At 44.2% G+C, this 16,678-nt stretch carries 16 protein-coding genes; 11 read left to right on the top strand and 5 right to left on the bottom strand.

The genetic code is table 11. The annotated features are described in order from the left end of the window. Positions 1 to 196: 196 nt before the first annotated feature. Positions 197 to 1,336, bottom strand: coding sequence for a molecular chaperone DnaJ (gene dnaJ / locus ACT3TU_RS10770; RefSeq protein WP_192523704.1), 1,140 nt, complete (start codon positions 1,334 to 1,336; stop codon positions 197 to 199). 684 nt (positions 1,337 to 2,020) lie between these two features. Here dnaJ and ACT3TU_RS10765 point away from each other — a divergent pair. Beyond that, complete coding sequence (locus tag ACT3TU_RS10765) at positions 2,021 to 2,671, top strand: DUF2939 domain-containing protein (RefSeq protein ID WP_192523705.1); 651 nt, start codon at positions 2,021 to 2,023, stop codon at positions 2,669 to 2,671. A 106-nt stretch (positions 2,672 to 2,777) separates the two neighbouring features. Here ACT3TU_RS10765 and ACT3TU_RS10760 read toward each other — a convergent pair whose 3' ends face one another. Together ACT3TU_RS10760 and ACT3TU_RS10755 are read right to left on the bottom strand one after the other, a co-directional pair. Further along, a complete protein-coding gene (locus ACT3TU_RS10760; protein WP_192523706.1) occupies positions 2,778 to 3,845 on the bottom strand; it encodes a disulfide isomerase DsbC N-terminal domain-containing protein in 1,068 nt (355 codons plus the stop codon). 324 nt (positions 3,846 to 4,169) lie between these two features. Next, positions 4,170 to 4,874: a pseudouridine synthase gene (locus ACT3TU_RS10755; protein WP_192523720.1), complete on the bottom strand. Its 705-nt coding sequence runs from the start codon at positions 4,872 to 4,874 to the stop codon at positions 4,170 to 4,172. A gap of 195 nt (positions 4,875 to 5,069) precedes the next feature. On the opposite strand from ACT3TU_RS10755, the gene ACT3TU_RS10750 reads away from it, so the two are divergent. The 5 genes from ACT3TU_RS10750 to ACT3TU_RS10730 all read left to right on the top strand — a co-directional run bounded on the left by ACT3TU_RS10750 (position 5,070) and on the right by ACT3TU_RS10730 (position 9,445). Continuing rightward, positions 5,070 to 5,666: a YigZ family protein gene (locus ACT3TU_RS10750; RefSeq protein ID WP_192523707.1), complete on the top strand. Its 597-nt coding sequence runs from the start codon at positions 5,070 to 5,072 to the stop codon at positions 5,664 to 5,666. A 134-nt stretch (positions 5,667 to 5,800) separates the two neighbouring features. After that, positions 5,801 to 6,847, top strand: a complete 1,047-nt coding sequence (locus ACT3TU_RS10745) for a YheT family hydrolase (RefSeq protein WP_192523708.1) — start codon at positions 5,801 to 5,803, stop codon at positions 6,845 to 6,847. 49 nt (positions 6,848 to 6,896) lie between these two features. Further along, positions 6,897 to 7,439 (top strand): acyl-CoA thioesterase, encoded by a 543-nt coding sequence (locus ACT3TU_RS10740; RefSeq protein WP_192523709.1) that lies wholly within the window; start codon positions 6,897 to 6,899, stop codon positions 7,437 to 7,439. Between the two features lie 209 nt (positions 7,440 to 7,648). Then, positions 7,649 to 8,038 carry a DsrE family protein gene (locus tag ACT3TU_RS10735; protein WP_192523710.1) on the top strand — a complete coding sequence of 130 codons (390 nt, stop codon included), beginning with the start codon at positions 7,649 to 7,651 and terminating at the stop codon, positions 8,036 to 8,038. A gap of 348 nt (positions 8,039 to 8,386) precedes the next feature. Next, complete coding sequence (locus ACT3TU_RS10730) at positions 8,387 to 9,445, top strand: NAD(P)H-dependent flavin oxidoreductase (RefSeq protein WP_192523711.1); 1,059 nt, start codon at positions 8,387 to 8,389, stop codon at positions 9,443 to 9,445. On the opposite strand, the gene ACT3TU_RS10725 is transcribed toward ACT3TU_RS10730, so the two are convergent. Beyond that, a complete protein-coding gene (locus ACT3TU_RS10725) occupies positions 9,438 to 10,382 on the bottom strand; it encodes an alpha/beta fold hydrolase (RefSeq protein WP_192523712.1) in 945 nt (314 codons plus the stop codon). The genes ACT3TU_RS10730 and ACT3TU_RS10725 overlap by 8 nt on opposite strands. A gap of 298 nt (positions 10,383 to 10,680) precedes the next feature. On the opposite strand from ACT3TU_RS10725, the gene ACT3TU_RS10720 reads away from it, so the two are divergent. Together ACT3TU_RS10720 and ACT3TU_RS10715 are read left to right on the top strand one after the other, a co-directional pair. After that, positions 10,681 to 10,833, top strand: coding sequence for a hypothetical protein (locus ACT3TU_RS10720; protein WP_225735391.1), 153 nt, complete (start codon positions 10,681 to 10,683; stop codon positions 10,831 to 10,833). 50 nt (positions 10,834 to 10,883) lie between these two features. Then, the gene (locus ACT3TU_RS10715; protein ID WP_444784360.1) at positions 10,884 to 12,239 is read left to right on the top strand and encodes an MATE family efflux transporter; all 1,356 of its coding nucleotides are present in this window, start codon (positions 10,884 to 10,886) and stop codon (positions 12,237 to 12,239) included. Between the two features lie 92 nt (positions 12,240 to 12,331). Here ACT3TU_RS10715 and ACT3TU_RS10710 read toward each other — a convergent pair whose 3' ends face one another. Further along, positions 12,332 to 13,060: an aspartate/glutamate racemase family protein gene (locus ACT3TU_RS10710; RefSeq protein WP_192523714.1), complete on the bottom strand. Its 729-nt coding sequence runs from the start codon at positions 13,058 to 13,060 to the stop codon at positions 12,332 to 12,334. A 262-nt stretch (positions 13,061 to 13,322) separates the two neighbouring features. Here ACT3TU_RS10710 and ACT3TU_RS10705 point away from each other — a divergent pair, with 262 nt between their 5' ends. The 3 genes from ACT3TU_RS10705 (at position 13,323) to ACT3TU_RS10695 (ending at position 16,581) form a co-directional block, all read left to right on the top strand. Then, the gene (locus tag ACT3TU_RS10705) at positions 13,323 to 13,577 is read left to right on the top strand and encodes a DUF2798 domain-containing protein (protein WP_192523715.1); all 255 of its coding nucleotides are present in this window, start codon (positions 13,323 to 13,325) and stop codon (positions 13,575 to 13,577) included. Positions 13,578 to 13,660: 83 nt separating this feature from the next. Continuing rightward, positions 13,661 to 15,904: a DUF4401 domain-containing protein gene (locus ACT3TU_RS10700; RefSeq protein ID WP_192523716.1), complete on the top strand. Its 2,244-nt coding sequence runs from the start codon at positions 13,661 to 13,663 to the stop codon at positions 15,902 to 15,904. Then, the gene (locus tag ACT3TU_RS10695; protein WP_225735403.1) at positions 15,901 to 16,581 is read left to right on the top strand and encodes a GDYXXLXY domain-containing protein; all 681 of its coding nucleotides are present in this window, start codon (positions 15,901 to 15,903) and stop codon (positions 16,579 to 16,581) included. Before ACT3TU_RS10700 ends, ACT3TU_RS10695 begins: the two co-directional genes overlap by 4 nt. The last annotated feature ends 97 nt before the right edge of the window (positions 16,582 to 16,678 follow it).

Raw genomic sequence — 16,678 nt, 5'->3', positions numbered from 1 at the left:
TTTAATAAGATTGTTTTTAGCGAAATTAGTTTTTAATCATGATTATTGTCAGTTTAGCAAATATCCTCGCTGAATGTTTTTTTATGCATTTAACAACCAAACATCACCAGTAAAAATACTGATAATAAAAAGCCCGATAGTTTCACGTGAAACTATCGGGCTTAAAACAATTGAATACTTTAACCAAAGCAATCTATCAGTCGAACAAGTCACCAATCTTTTCAAAGAATGATTTTTTATGCGGTGACTGCTGATGCTTACTGTCGCCATCAAGCGTATCTTGGAACTGACGCAGCAAGTCTTTTTGCTCACGATTGAGGTTGACTGGCGTTTCGATGACCACACGGCAGATTAAATCACCTTTCATCGTGGTACGTACGGGCGTCACGCCTTTGCCGCGCACGCGCAGTAGTTTACCACTTTGTGTACCTTCAGCCACCTTGATTTTGACTTTGCCATCTAAGGTCGGTATCTGCACTTCTTTACCAAGCGCGGCATCGGTAATGCTCACGGGCACATCCATGTAGAGATCCGCACCTTGACGGGTAAAGACCTTATGCGGCTTGACGCGCACTTCGACATACAAGTCGCCGTTTTGCACTCCTGCTCCACCTGCTTCACCTTCACCAGATAGACGCACACGGTCGCCATCATCAACGCCCGCTGGGATAGAAACCTCTAGGTTACGAGATTTGTCTTTGACCCCATTACCATGACAGTCAGGACAAGGGTTTTTAATTTGCTTACCACTACCACCGCACTGTGGGCAGGCTTGCTGAACGGCAAAGAAGCCTTGCTGTATGCGAACTTGGCCTTGACCATGACACATCTGACAAGTCACGACGTCCGAGGCGTTTTTTGCACCCTTGCCATCACAAGTGTCACAAGGCGCAGGGGCGGTGAAACTGATCTCTTTTTTGCAGCCGCGTACCGCTTCTTCTAAGGTTAGCTCAATCACATAACGTAAGTCTGAACCACGGCGCGAGCGTCCACCGCCGCCACCACGTGATTGACCAAAGATATCGCCGAAGTTGCCAAAGATATCACCAAAGATATCTTGGAAGTTGCCGCCACCTGCTCCGCCGAAGCCGCCGCCACCGCCCATGCCATTTTCGAAAGCAGCATGACCCATACGATCGTAGGCTGAGCGTTTTTCTTCGTCGCTTAGCACCTCATAAGCCATGGATGCTTCTTTGAATTTATCTTCGGCATCAGGGTCATCAGAATTACGATCTGGATGGTATTTCATCGCCAGCTTGCGGTAGGCTCGCTTCACTTCTTTGTTGTCTGCTGTTTTGCTGACGCCTAATACCTCATAAAAATCGCGCTTACTCATCGTCTCTCCTATTGTCGTCACAGTACCATTAGCCCATAAGTCTATCGACCCTGTCGTCAACGCTCACACGCATTTTTTATACTCAATCGCGAGCAGTTGTTTCACATGAAACATAGCCGCTCTATTAACGATGTAAAAATACGGGTTGAACGGACGAGCAAATACGGCGGGATGCTGTTTAACCAAATCAATTATTAAAAGTTTGCGCTATTTATGGAGATGATGGGTTAATTTATCAAGCTTTTAGCAGGGGATATTACTGACTGGGATAGTCAGGTTAAAAAATGATTGAAATAATAACTCGACGTTCAAAAACTTTGCAATATATAGCCCGTTTGAAATAAAATCGATACGTTAGTAGCCACATGCTACTGGTATAGAGTCACGATGTTATCAGCCTCGTTAATCCAACTCACGTATCATTTATACTCGATTTGCCATTATCCACCTTATTGCGGGTTGATTATGCAAGGCTTAAATCTTCACAATAAACCTCAGTGCGTGTCATCAATGAGCATATTTATATATTTATCATATTAGGCCGTGTTAGTATTTATCGCCCTAGCCATCCTGCTAGCCACCTTTTAACCAATACAACTTACAAACATAATAAACGTAGTCTGTGTAGCCATTTATATGGAATTGACTATATAGCGAACAAATACAGTAAAGGCATTTATCTTTATGAAAAAACTGATTGTTTTATTGATCGTGATTGCAGTTGCAATCTTTGCAGGCTCCCCTTATTACAGCGCTTATCAGCTTAAAAATGCCTATGATGCCAAAGATGGCGCTGCTATCGCCGCTGCTATCGATTACGAACAAGTACGACCCAGTGTGCAAAATCAATTAACCAGCCAGTTTGCACTGACCATGACCAAATATCCACTGGTTGCAGAATTGGGCGGCGCGGCATTAAATGAGGCGGCAAACGGTTTTATCATACAGGCAGTCGATGGCGCAATCACGCCGCAAAATATCGAAAAGCTTATCAACACCCAAGGTCAAGCCAACACCGCAACCAAAGAGTTGGCAGCAGCATGGGCAATTGCCAGCAATCAAGTTGATTTGAAAAATCTGATTCAAAACTTAATCATTCAGCGCGGTGACGTCAATGCAGTGGTCAAAAACCAAATGCAGCAAATTATGGACAAGCAGGCGGCTGAGCTCGAGCAGCAAGTGGCGCAAGGCACAGATAGTGACAAACCAAAACTGAGTTATTGCGGCATCAATTGTTTCAATATCAGCGGTCAGGTCAAAGGCTATCCGCTTACCATAGAAATGCAGCGCGAGGGCTTAATTAACTGGAAAATCGTTGATGTTGTACTGCCATAAACGGCTATCCAAATAAAACAAAAACCGCCTCATGAGTGATATTCATGAGGCGGTTTTTTTAGGTGTCACTGTTACTCAGTGTTCTATATCACAAATTTGATATGACCTAGTCTACTCCCAAAAACTCTAAGAATTCAGGACTCTCAAAACTTGCTTGGTAAAGCACGCCATCTTCACGATAAATAGCAGGCGTTGCCATCACCGCAAGCCCTGCCGACTTTTCACGATTAGACGTTATATGATTAACAGTGCAGCTTGCTGGCGCAGGCGTCATCTCACCTTTTAACATCGCCTTATCAAAGGCTTTTCGGCGGCTGTCTTCGTCACCTTGACACCAAATAGCGCGCATTTGCTCCGGCGACTCTTCATATATTGGATAACCAATGGTTTTCACCGTTACCCCTTTAGCGTTAAGCATCGGTAGCTGCTCATGCAGTAGGCGACAGTAAGGACAGTTCACATCGTTAGCCACATAAATGACTGCTCTCTCAGGACTGGTCGCTGGATAAGTAATCAATTGCGATTCGTCTAATTCAGCGAACACTGACTGGTTTTTGCGCTTTTCAAAGTCCTCATCGAGTCCTGTGAACTGACCGTTTTCGATAACAGATATCTCGCCATCGGTGATGTATTGCGCGTCATCTGATAACAAGAACGGCACACCCTCTAACGTCGCACCCCAAATGACCCCCGGTACTGCGGTATAAAAGAACGGTGTTTTAGTGCTCATGTTTTTCAGCGCACCCATATTGGCTAACAGATCAGTTTTGGTTTTTTTATTGACTGAAGTACCTGCCTGCGCGTTATTACTACGTACTGGCGTTTCATTAACCATACGTTTGCTCGGGTTCTTTTGTAGCTCACCTTGTATGACATACTTACCATCCGCTGTCATATGTAATGGCGGCTGACCCGCAAGATTGATTTGATACATGTTTGGCAACTGTGAAGGCACCATAGAGGTAATTTCTGTCTTAATACCCGCCTGAGTCAATATCGCACGCAAACGACTGTCAATTTCAGGGCTTATTTTTCCAGTGGTTTGAGCACTTTGAGCATTGTTATTTTGTGCATTGCTAGACGATGACGATGTTGCCGTAGGTTGAGCGCAAGCCGTCGTAGCGAATAATATGGCGGTGATGAGACTGGCAAATTTAAATACAGGTTTTTTCACAGAGTCTGTCCTATCAGGTTTTTAATAAAAGCATTTAATAGCGGCTAATTACATTATGCAAAAAAGTAGATTAAAAAGTTACAAGGACTGTAGCATATCGGAGGATTTTTATGAGGATGGGATAGAGATTTGACGGCTAATTTTGCAAAATTGCTACCCAGCTTTAAGAGACAGGCAACACAGCAAGTTGCTAAAATTAATTGAGCACAATGACTGACAGAAATAACGATGTTAAACAGCATAAAAAAAGCAGCGCACGTTTAAGTGGCTGCTGATGTTAGCAAAACAGTCTATGGGCTTATTTTAAAGCTTAATCGATAGAATTTAAAATTGTTCGACTTCTTGAGGGGTTAAGAAACGGCTGTCGCCTTTCTCCAAACCCTCTAAATCGATATGACCAATACTGGCGCGATGTAGCTCGATTACCTTGTTGCCAAAATAGCCCATCATACGTTTGACTTGATGGTATTTACCTTGTTCAAGGGTCAGACGCGCATGTGTTTCATCAATGAACTCAAGGGTCGCAGGTTTGGTTTCTTCATGATCGCCTTCTAACAAAATACCTTCAGCCACTTCTTTGACTGCATTGGCTTGCGCCTCACTATCCATGGCATCTGCTAGGGTTAACTCATAGATTTTGGCATGCTCATGCTTAGGGCTAGTAACGCGGTGCAACCATTTGCCATCATCACTGATCAGTAGTGCGCCAGTGGTATCGACATCAAGTCGCCCAGCAATGCGTAAGCTACCAAGCTCTGGTACCGCTATCAGCTCTGTGACGATTGGGTATTCTTTGGCTTTAAGCGTGCATTCAAAGCCTTCAGGTTTGTGCAGTAAGATATAGCGGTTACCGGTGGCAACCGACAATGGCTCGCCTACCCACATCACATCGTCGTTGGCGATATCGACATGTACACCTGGGTCTTTGATGACCTGATCGTTTACCGTTACCTCACCCGCGTGTAGAATCTTTTTTGATTCTTTACGCGACAGCTCAGTGGATTTACTAATGAATTTATCTAAACGCATACGCTTAACTACCATCCGTTTTATAGCACCTACTCTACATTAAGCCAACGACACAAATACTCATACGCCGCTTGTTCGCTACCTTAAATGATTAGAAGTGGTACTATAATAAAAAATTAAATGAACACTGCGCCAAATACGGCAGACAATGAAAGTTAGACAAGTTTACCATATCCAACCTAGACCTGATGAAATATGAGCTATCAAACGCTAAAACGTGCTGTTACTGCTCGTTTAGAAATTAAGAAATCCGAGTTTATTGCCTACGCTTATCCAGTTAATTCACGTGAAGACGCAATGTTTCACGTGGAACAGCTACGTGAGCAATACGCCGATGCCCGTCATCACTGCTGGGCATATATCATTGGCGACCCTAATAACACCACCAGTGCCGGCTTTGACGACGATGGTGAGCCAAATGGTACGGCGGGTCGTCCGATATTAAATGTGTTGCAGCACAAGTCTATCGGCAACGTGATTATCATCGTCGTGCGTTATTTTGGCGGAATTAAACTGGGCGCTGGCGGCTTGACCCGTGCTTATGCAGGCTCGGCGCAAGCGGCGGTTGATGAGATGATACTGCTACCTTACGTGCCGATGGCGCAAGTACAGATATTGGCAGAGTTTGCTACCGAAGCCCAATGTCGTTACATCGTTGATAGCCTAAACGGCAGTATCGATGATGTCGCTTATAGTAAACAAGTGACATTGAGTGTGACGCTCGCTGAAGTGGATATTGAGGATTTAAAAGAGCGTCTGGCGATGGATGGTCGGGTGTTAGAGTCGCCGTAACTCATAAATACGTTTGAGTAACCATGCGTTCACTGAGCGTTCACTAAATCTTATTGGTTTTGGCTATAAGCGTCGGTATGATAAAGCTCTGATTATTCACAACGATTTTAATAAACATAAAATAAGATTCATATATGCCAACCTCAAAATCGACAAAACCATTCACGCCTGCTCCTTTTAAACCGCCATTTTGGCTAACCAATCCGCATTTGCAAAGTATCCTGCCCAAGTTTTTTGCACCCAAAACCCCGACTTATCGCCGCGTGGTCGAAAAAGATTCGTTAGATGAAAGTGATATTGCTTATGACTTTTATGACGCCCATCCGATTGAAGCTGCAGAAAACGGTGAACTTGAGCAAACGCCGTTGATCGTCCTGTTTCACGGTATGGAAGGCAGTAGCGACAGTCATTATGCCCGTGCTTTGGCCTATCAGATGCACGCGCAAGGTTGGCATTTTGTGGTGGCGCACTTTCGCAGCTGTGGCGGTATTCCTGCGAGCGGTCGCGTCTTTTATAACGCAGGGGACACCGGCGAGTTGCACCATATGCTTGAAAACCTGCGCGAAAGCTTTGCCCATATCTATGCGGCTGGGGTATCACTAGGTGGTAATGCCTTGGCAAAATATATGGGCGAATATGGTGACGACGCAATCTGCCAAGGCGCGGCTGTGATTTCTGCGCCCGTTGATATGTCATCGGCGGCGCTTAGTATGCACGGATTTTTGAGCCATCGTATTTATACTCCTTACTTACTCAACCCCATTATCAAAAAAGCCTTAGCCAATGACATCACTAAAGAGGAGATCGACTCGATCAAGTCGGTCAATCGTATCAGTGATTTTGATGATATCTTTACCGCGCCGCGTCACGGCTACCGCTCTAACAATCATTACTATCAGGCTTCATCAGCCCTGCCTTATTTGATAAAAGTGACCAAGCCTTTATTATTGATTAGCGCCAAAGACGATCCCTTCCTTGGTTTTACCGCCACACCAAACGATGTGTCTGACAGTATCACTATTTTAGACACTGAGCATGGTGGTCATGTGGGCTTTATTCGTTATCGCTCCGATAAAGACAAGTCACCTCATCTTTATAAAAAATCCAGATTTGATATTAATTGGATACCTGAAACCGTCAGTGCTTATTTTGAGTCTATTGGTGTGTTACCTAATAAATAATAACTTAATCTACTTTACTCTTACCTTTTAAAACTGATGAGATTGTTCTATGTATCCATTTATTCGTTATGCCAGCACCATCGCTCGCGCCGCGCTACAAGTAAAAAAAGGCAACACCTTAACGTTTAAAGATACCAGCGAGATTAGCTTTCGCTGCCGACTGTCTGATATTGATAATTTTTTAGAGATGAATAATGGTCGCGTGTTCACACTTTATGACATGGGGCGTACCGACTTTGCAGTACGTAGCGGACTTGGCAAACAGCTGCTAAAACAGCGTTGGGGTTTGGTGGTCGCTGGCAGTACTATTCAATATCGTAGGCGGATTCGCGCTTTTGAAAAAGTCACTATGAAAACTAAAATCGTCGCCTTTGATGAGCGCTGGATATATATTGAACAATCAATGTGGGTCAAGGGCAAACCTTGCTCGTCTGCCCTACTGCGTACTGGCGTCACCGAAGGCGGTAAAGTCATTGAGACCTCTCGTATATTGGCCGCGTTGGATCAATCTGATTGGGAACTACCACCAAGCGGCTATGTAAAAGAATGGATCGTGAGTGATGCTGACCGACCGTGGCCGCCGCAAGCTTAAAGCCAATTATTCAAAAATACTTATAAATTACAAGCAGCGATTCACAACCAGCTCTTCACAACCAGCTCTTCACAACCAGCTCTTCACAACCAGCTCTTCACAACCAAGTAACCTTATAGCTACTATTTACTAACAATACATTATATAAATAAGTATATTAAATGTTAGGATAGTAGTGAGTTTTCATTAAACTGAATAAGGAAAATAAGATGGCTAATAACACGGATTATCGCACTGATTATGTAGGCACACTGTTTGATAATAGTGATTCAAATCCTAACAAAATTACCTTGGCTTTTACTATGGCGGGAATTGCCTTGAAGAAAGGGCACTCTGCTTCAGTGATTTTGATGGTAGACGCAGTGCATTTGGCATTACCAAACGCTTTAGATGACGTCAATATTGGCGCGCCATTTGAGCCTGCAGGCGAATTGCTAGAAGCCTTTATCGCAAATGGCGGCCAAGTATTGGTTTGCGGTGCGTGTATGAAACACAATGGCGTTGAAGAATCTGCGATTGATAAGCGCTTCCCTGTGATTAGTGGCGATGATGTGGTCGAGCTGTTGATGAATGCCAAAGGCTCGTTGCAGTTGAACTAAACACTTAAGCTAAGCAATAAGTTGAAATAAATGGGTCAGTTTTCTTAATTATCTTTTGATAGTTTAGGATCTGACCTATTTTTCGTTTGAAGATAAGCTATTAACCTTAAAAAGATTACCTTTGTACTCCAAACCTATTTCCTTTATCGCATAACTAAATAAACATTCTCTAACACGCACGGCGTTCAGCTTTGGTAAAGTAAGTTAGGTAAATTTTCTAATAACACTGTTCTCAAAAATCAGAGTAGCAAGGAAAATGATTGCAAGTGCTACATTGAGTAGGCTAAGCGAGTTTGACACCGCTAATCGTATTTTTGAGAATAGTATAAAACAAAAAGGACGCTCGTCATGACCTTACTTAAAACCCTGAATTTAACCCATCCTATCGTTCAAGCACCGATGGCAGGAGCCACCACACCTGAGCTGGCAGCGGCTGTAAGTAACTTTGGTGGACTGGGGTCACTAGGCGGTGGTACGACGGCGCCAGATATTTTAAACGAGCAAATCAACACCCTTAAATCACTGACTGATCGTCCTTTTATGATCAATTTGATGGTGTTATCCGAGCACGATTCTAATACCTTGGATAGCGAGATTCCTGATTGGTTAAGCGATTATTATGAAAAAAATAACCTAGACATGGCGTTACCTGAACGTCCTGCGCTCAACTTCTCTGAGCAACTACAGGTCCTTTATGACAATCCCGTTCCGGTGGCGAGTTTCACCTTTGGCATTATTAGCGTCGAGCAAGTTCAGTGTTTACAGAGTTTAGGCACGCGCGTCATCGGAACGGCAAATCATCCTGACGAGGCAAAACAATGGGCAGAGATTGGCGCAGATGCTGTCTGTATTCAAGGCGCAGAAGCTGGTGGACATCGCGGTGGTTGGTTGCAACAAAGCTCAAATGATCCACTAGGATTATTGACGCTGATTAGTCAAACTCGCGCCTGTACTGATATTCCGTTAATAGCCGCTGGCGGTATTATGACAGGGCAAGCGATTAAGGCGGTGCAAACGGCTGGCGCTGAGCTGGCGCAAATAGGGACGGCGTTTTTGACCACCGATAAATGCGGGATTAACGACATCTATAAGCAAGCGTTAATTGATGCTGGCCTTGGCAAGCGCAGTTCGGAGACGCGATTAACGCGTCTATTTTCGGGCAAACAAGCTCGCGGTTTATTGAATGATTATCTGTGCGACTTTGCTCAATACGAGAGCGCTCATGAGCTACCGCCCTACCCACAATTGAATGTGATGACCAAAAACTTGCGTGCTGATGCAAAGCGCAATCTTGATGCGGAACATCAGTCTTTATGGGCAGGACAAGGCGTGGCTTTGGTGAGACAAGAAAGCACGCTTGAATTGCTAGAGCGCCTAGTAACAGAGCTATCATCTGACTCTATTTAAGGGGTTCTCGAAACTTCTTATAATCGTTAGCGGTTTCTTTTACTGCTTCAATCATCGGAACATGGCCGACATCCTTCATCGTAATCACTTGCGCTTGCGGGATTATTTGTTTTATCAGCGTGACCGTTTCAGGTTTGATTACTTGATCCTTTTCGCCCCAAACGACCAGCGTTGGAATGTCATATTGAGCGATGGTTGTGGCGCGCTCCTCGACACTATCGGTGACGATTTGCTCTAGTATGTTAGATTCTAGCGCTTTATTGGCGATACGTTCTTGGGCAAAGACAGCTTTTACTGACTTAGGGATATAAGGCGGCTTGGTCATGACAAAATCATACATCTTATAAAAATCCTGCTTATTATCCACCAACAGCGGGTTATCCTCTAGCGTTGCGTTTTCTAGCGATTTAGGGAGACCTGCTGACCAAAACCCCGCGCTATCGATCAACCATAGGCTTTTGACATCTTTTGGGTACTTTGCTGCGTACGCAGCACTGATAGCGCCGCCCATCGAATTGCCACCGACATGGATACTTTCTGCTAATCCCTTCGCTTGTAATAGCTCATGTAAGCGTGTCGCTTGCGCCTCTGATTGATAGTCTGCCGTCATCGGCTTACTAGAGTCGCCAAAACCTAACAAATCAGGAATGATCAAATGATAGTCGCCTAGCTGTCTTGCGATGCGGGTGAAGTTGTCTTTATTGCCGCCGAAGCCATGAATGAGTAATAAAGGCTCAGCGTTTATATTGCCATTTTCAGCGTAGACCATTTTATCGCCAGAGCTTAATGTCATTGCTTTGACTGCTAAATCAGACTTATTGCGCTCATACTGAACTAATTTTTGGGTGGTATTTACCGCGAAGGTATTGGGCGCAGTCGTACAACCTACGATTGAAAAACTTAGCAGAGTAGCAAGGCCTAGGCGTTTTAGCAGCATCGAAACATCCTTTTTAATATTAGGGCGAGCCCTAGTCAGAATAAATTAAAGATTATTATCCTAGCACAAACTCTTTTTAAAACTGAGCCATAAAAGCAACTCGCTTGTCCATTAAAGTTTATGGCTGTTCTCTAAAAACGGCTATACAAATAATCATAAAGCATGCCGAAGGGTTACAGCTCTAATAAAGACGGCACACCCTTTCTGGTTTATGATAGATATTTTTGTTTCATTAGCTCTAATTATTAGCGCTAATTATAAGCCCCCGAATTAAATGTCTGGCGCAAAGGGATGAACATTGAGTAAAACAAATACCTCCACTGGTAAACAGCGCGACCTCACCGAAGGGTCGATTGCCAAGACGATGCTGCTGTTTGCATTGCCAACACTTGGATCATCGGCACTACAGTCGTTAAACGGCTCGATCAATGCCGTCTGGGTCGGTCTCTAGGTGAAGAAGCGTTGGCAGCGACGGCGAACGGCAATATCTTAATGTTTATATTGATCTCTTTCGTTTTTGGCTTCGGTATGGCGTCTACTATTTTGATTGGTCAGGCAATGGGTCGTCGCAACGAATCCATGGTCAAAAAAACCATGGGAACAGCGCTAGGGAGCATTATTCCGATCAGCGTATTGGTGTCGGCAGGAGGGTGGATATTTGCACCGGTGCTACTTGATATGCTTGGCACGCCGGCAAGTGCTGCAAGCCTTGCACTGACTTATATGCGGATGATTTTCGTTGCGATGCCGGTCACATTAACGTTTACGCTGATAATGATGGCACTACGTGGGGCAGGCGATTCTACAACACCCCTTTGGTTCATAGCTATGTCGGTCGTTATTGACTTGATTTTGACACCGACGCTTATTTTGGGTCTAGGCCCATTTCCCGAATGGGGTATATTTGGCTCGGCCTTCGCAACCGCCGTCGCCAATACACTAGCGCTTATTGGCATGCTCATCACCATGTATCTGCGTGGCTCTGTGCTGGCGCTTCGTATGCCTGAGCTGCGCTTTTTGCGCGCCGACCCAGAAATCTTGAAGTCGATGTTCTCGAAAGGTTTGCCGATGGGCATTCAAATGATCGTCATCTCTTCGGCCGCGTTGACGATGCTATCTCTGATAAACCGTGAAGGGGTGCAGACGACAGCCGCTTATAGTGCGACCCAGCAGCTTTGGACATACGTGCAAATGCCTGCGATGGCGTTAAGTGCCGCGGCGAGTGCGATGGTTGCACAGAATATTGGTGCTAACAAATGGCACAGGGTTGCAGGAATCACACGCTGGGGGCTCACTTTTAACCTAGTATTGACAGGCGCTGTCATCGTGTTGCTCACCATTTTTGATGAAACCTTTTTAGCTCTGTTTCTTGGCAGTGACAGCCAAGCGTTGCCAATTGGGCGGCATATTCAGATAATGGCGACATGGGGTTTTATCTTTTTTGGGATAGCGCAGGTTTTGTTCGGCACAATGCGGGCGAATGGCTATGTGGTTTGGCCGCTAATCGTGATGATTATTTCGATGTACCCAGTGCGTCTTGGGTTTGCTTTTGGGCTTTATCCCATGCTTGGCGACGATGCGCTTTGGCTGTCGTTCCCAGCAGGCATGGTGGCGACTGCCCTGATGGGGGTAGGACTGTATCTGCACGGCGGATGGCGTAAGGGCAGTATTTTACCGGCAGAAGAGGCTTCCCAAAGGTCTGAAGAGTTTCGCGCGCATACAGGCACCAATGCCTCGTTCCGAGATATTATCCCAACGACTGTATGGAAGCGCTTACCTTTGCGCCGTATCACAAGGTTGCATAGGCGACTTAAGAGACGCCTTCATAGATACCGTATGATAAGAAAGAATAAATGAGGATAGCGTGGTTCATATAATAGAAGTTCAACGAGGCGGCTTTTGTCAATCAGTGTAGAGGATTCACAAGCTGAAAGTGGGTTGATGAAATATTAAAAGTTTGCATTACCCAATAAAAAATCCACTGCCGCTGCTGCATGAATAGCCGTAGTATCGAATACTGGGATTGGGCTGTCTGCTTGCTTAATAAGCAATCCAATCTCGGTACATCCTAGTATCACGCCCTCGCATCCTTGCTCAGCTAAATCCTCAATCACTTGGCGATAATACTGCCGTGAGCTATCGAGTAATTGTCCTTGGCATAGCTCATCGTAGATTACCCGATGCACCTCTTCGCGTGCATCCGCATCTGGAATGAACACTTGCAAGCCAGCATCAATGAGGCGTTGCTTATAAAAATCCTGCGTCATGGTGAACTGTGTGCCTAGTAGCGCAACACGAGTTAAGCCTTTATTTTTAATAGCTTTAGCCGTTGCATCGGCGATATGTATAATCGGCAAACCAGTCGCTGCCTGCACCTCATCGACGACTTTATGCATGGTATTGGTCGCAATTAACAACCCTTGCGCACCAGCCGCCTGCAAGCGTTTGCCGCTATTGGCTAATATTTCGCCCATTTCCTCCCACGCCCCTTGCGCTTGTAACTCACCAATTGGTGCAAAATCTACGCTATGAATAAGCAGGTCTGCTGAATGCAAGTTGCCAAGCTCCGACTTAATACCTTCATTAATCAGCCGATAATAGCTTTCGGTACTCTCCCAGCTCATGCCACCGATGATGCCTAATATTTTTTGCTTAGCGTTTCGTTGTTCCGTAGACATTTTTTATCCTTATAATTTTTTAAAAGAGCGTTAAAGGTTATCAAGTAAATCCTTATACAATCTAACCATTAAAACAGATAATGATCGCAATATAATAATGAGAACTTGATGATTGATAATAACCATTTTACCTAGCCGTCGTCACGCGATATCATAGTCGCCGCCAAGCACTCGCAATGCTTTACTTCATCATCTCTTCTCTCGAAAAATTACGTTTTTATGATTAAGACGTAGCCCTCATCATGCAGGACGACTTAACGTTATGGCTCAATTTCCCGTCATCAGAATACGCACACGGCGCAAATATTACCGGTTGATTTTCACCTTTTTAATGGCGCTACTGATGTCCACGATTATTTCAACGGCCTTGCTGTTGATAAACGTCGGTTTTGTCGATGGGTTTTTTATCACCCTATTTCACTCATGGAAATATGCCTTTATGGTTGCTTGGCCGAGCGCTTATATTTGTGCCTATTTAATTCAAGAGCACCTACTCAGCCGCATTGAGTTTTATTAAGTAAGCACCTACAAACTTTAGTACACCATATTCTCATAAAACAGCTAAGATAGACTTTAAACTGTTTTTAATGAGAGGGTACTATGACCCAACCACGGCGTACTATCGAGCAATTACTGCACCAAGGTATTCTACCTCTCAAAAATACCGAGGCGGCAGCAACTCACCTAGAAGTCTACCCCAGCAAACGTACTTGGCTAACGTTTTTTGATAAAGCCTTGCTCATTATTGGCACGATAGCACTGGTCTTGTCCTTAGTTTTCTTTATCGCCTATAACTGGGTAAATATAGGCAAAATGGGTAAATTTGCTTTGGTAGAAGGGGCGTTATTTATCACGATTGCCCTTTACGTTGTGCTCTCTTTTAGACAGAAATTTCAGCTAATCCGGCAGCTTTTACTGCTCATTGCCAGCGTGATTACCGGTAGCTTGTTGGCACTGTTTGGGCAGGTGTATCAGACGGGCGCTGATACCTGGCAGCTGTTTTTTGGCTGGGCCGTATTGATTGTGCCTTGGGTCGTTATCGCGCGTTTTCCTGCACTGTGGCTGTTGTGGCTTGGGCTGATAAATGCTGGTCTGATGCTATATCTTGATTTGATAGATTTGTCATTTATTAATCATATTTATCAAAACGTTGTTCAAGTATGGCTTCTAGCACTGATTAATTTTATCGCCTTCAATACTTGGGTTATCAGTACTGAAAAGCAAACACTTCAAGCAGCTACTACCCATACCAACCTCACTTCTATTATTCCTCCTAAAACAAAAAGGCAGACCAAATCCAGCTTACACTGGAGCACTTATATCGTCGGTCTACTCAGTACTTGCTTTATTACCTATCTAGCGGTTTTCCCTGTCTTCGAGGGTGGCAATCGCTTAGCTACGCTTATCTCTGTTATATCTTGGCTTGGCTGGTGCGGCTTTATGCTTTGGCAATTTTATCAACGTCGAATCGATTTGCTGATGCTCACTTATCTGTCATTTTCTATCATTACCGTGGTGATGTTTTGGGTAGGAGAATGGCTATTAGATGACTTCGATGCGGGTGGGCTTCTAACTTTAGCGCTGTTGCTGATTGCAATGAGTTCAGCAGCGGTGATGTGGCTACGTAAGGTTGCTCGTTTAAATCACGAAAACAGTGTGCCAAGTACGGTAGCCAGAGGTGACATAGACCATAAACACCCAGACACTACTCTTTTACAGCTACAACAGCTTGGACTTATTGATGCAAATGCTATTGATAATGATGCTCAGACCGACCAAACCGTTAATAATGACCCTCAAGACCATAACCCTTGGTTTATACAAGTATTCTTTGGTTTTAGCGGCATTCTCGCCAGTCTATTTTTTATCGGTTTTTTAACCTTATTGCTAGAAAATACTGGCGTACTCGATAGTGCGATAGCGAACTTTGTCATGGGCATGGTATTAAATATTGCTGGCTTTATCTTATTTAAAAATAAACACCTTCGCCGTAGTATATTTTTAAACAGCTTAGCCTTTACGATTAGCGTAGCTGGACAAGTCTATGTGGCGTACGCATTAATTAGCGGTGATATTGAGCACCCCTTTGCTATATGGTTATTTTTATTGTTTCAAAGCAGTATGACCTTCATCGTGCCGAACTTTATTTACCGCATACTAAGTAGCTTGGTTGCTTTGGGCTGCGTGGTTTATTTACTTAACTACTATCATCTGCCTGAGATCAGTTTGGGATTGTTGGCACTGACTGTTGTTATCAGTAATTTACAACGTTATCGCCTATTACAGTCCGTTTCTATCGACTGGCAAGCGACCATTTTTGACCCTATCAAAGCAATTGGCTATGCCAGTACACTGATGCTGTTGTGCGTTTCTGTGTACTTTATCGCGGCTGAATATGGAAATAGCTTTGACAGTTATAGTACGGCTTTCAGCTACAACTATTATTTAGCCCAAGGGCTGCTCATTATTGCTAGCCTCTATGGTGCTGCTTTAATTCTCAAACGCTATCAAGTCAGTTTCCTATCAGCAGCAGGAATTATCGTTGGTTGCACTATTGCCATACTTGGCGTTATGTCGATTTACGTCTCAGGCTTATTGGCAACCAGTTTAATTATCATCATTGCTGTCGCCAATAGTCAGCGCCTATTGCTAGGGTTTGGTATTGTGGCGTTGGTCAGCTATATCTTTTGGTACTACTACCAGCTCGATACGTCTTTATTGGTCAAATCCGTCTCCATGCTGGTCATCAGTATCGCGCTATTACTTATGCGTTGGACGCTTATTAAAGGCTATCTTGCAAATATAAAATCGAGCGCCAACGATCATCAGGAGCGCCTATCATGAAAGATAAAATTCTGACCAAGCGTTTAATTAAAGAAACATCGCCGACCATGCATTGGCTACAAAAACCGGCAGTCATGATTGTTATTGCCCTTCTTGGATTGGCGCTGGTATTGGGCTTGATGATGATGAATATCAACAAATACGAAACCCATCTTGCCACTGGCGATACGGTATTATTAGCGCTTGCCCCTGTTGATCCGCGCGGCTTTATGCAAGGCGATTATATGACCCTCAGTTATGCGCTAGAGCCTGATGTTTTTGCAGCGTTGCGACCCGAAACGCGTGAAAGAAACTTAGAGAGTTTAGAAAGCTTGCAGCCAGATTTTCGAATCTATAAACCAAGTGACGGCTATGTAATCGTCAAAACCGATAGCAACAATGTTGGACAATTTGTGCGTTTAGCCAAAACCAATAGCCGAGATGACCTTAATAGTTTAGCTGTCAATGAGTTGGCTATTCATTACCGCATCCGTAACGGTAGCGTGCAAGTGGCGACCAATGCTTTTTTCTTTCAAGAAGGTCATGCCAAGTCATTTGAAGCGGCACAATATGGCTTGTTCCGCGTCAATGCTAAAGGCGAGCCGTTACTGACTGAGATGGTAAACGATAAATTTCAAATTATTAAAGGGGTTGATGTTGAGGATAAGGCTGAATTAGCTGATGACTCCTCTCATTAATTAATAAAAGCTAGCCAGCTAACAACCTTCATTAACCAAACTGATATTGCGATAAATACGCGCGGCTTGTTACTGTGGCTTGTCGTTTTAAATATTT

Source organism: Psychrobacter sp. AOP3-A1-26, assembly GCF_052378235.1.
Taxonomy (GTDB): Bacteria; Pseudomonadota; Gammaproteobacteria; order Pseudomonadales; family Moraxellaceae; genus Psychrobacter.
This window is presented reverse-complemented; position numbering and strand designations above follow the sequence as displayed.